The organism is Microbacterium tumbae, assembly GCF_054780175.1.
In genome coordinates this window covers 1-817 of the sequence record NZ_BAAGWV010000009.1, presented here as the reverse complement: position 1 = coordinate 817, position 817 = coordinate 1, and the positions used below count along the sequence as shown (strand labels likewise).

Annotated in this window: 2 protein-coding genes; both read left to right on the top strand. The window is 62.1% G+C overall.

Annotated features, from left to right (window positions below; genetic code table 11):
• On the top strand, window positions 1–442 hold a 442-nt coding region (locus ACYVGQ_RS18705), incomplete at its 5' end, for a helix-turn-helix domain-containing protein (RefSeq protein ID WP_460786199.1).
• Between the two features lie 182 nt (window positions 443–624).
• The coding region (locus ACYVGQ_RS18700; RefSeq protein WP_460786198.1) for a hypothetical protein at window positions 625–817 on the top strand (193 nt) is incomplete at its 3' end.

The following is an 817-nucleotide window of genomic DNA, read 5'->3' as shown; positions in this document are numbered from 1 at the left end:
CCAAGGCTTCCGCATGTGGAAATCATTGCAGGCCACATACCCAGCAGTGACTTGTAGCGCATACAGTCAATGCCCGATGCTTCTACATGTGGATGACCTCGCGGCACTCATCAAGCGGCTGATGGACGACAAGGGCTGGACCCTGTCCACCCTCGCCCGCCGCTCCGGCATCCCCACATCTACCCTCCACTCATGGAAGAGCGGCGACCGTGCCACCGGCAGCCGCGGCCCCTCCCCAGTCCTTCTGCGCAAGTTCGCCGAGGGCGCCGGCCTCACCGTGGCCGAGGTCTTCGAGGCGGCCGGCCGCAGCATCCCCGCTCCGATGGACGACGACGCGGAGCGACGCTTCCTGCACCTGTACCGCACCCTGGATGCCGAGGACCGCCGCATCCTGGAGACAACGATGCAGGCGATGAGCGAGCGCAAAAAGTCCCGCTCCTGATCTAAAAATAAGCCGTTCGTCGTACAACCATCTGCTGACTTCATTTGCGTGACTCCAATCCCGGATGCACGCTTCACGAACGGTAGTTGTCAGATGTACCGTCGAACCTCCGCCGTACCTCCACCTGCGGTCGGGCTACTTAAGCCGAGTCATGGGCCGTTGGGGGTCGTATGTGCGCAACCGTGATCGTGGAGGACATCAGCCCGGTCGCGCCGCAATGGGATCATGATCGAGTCGCCATAGTCATTGGCAAGGGACTCGACTACTTCCAGGCGTTGAAGCAGATCCGCGCGCTTCTCATCTTCCTTGGTGCCCCACAGTTGGGGCTTGGTGCGACATGCTGGTGTGGGGACTTCGTGGCGGTCCCGAAGCAGG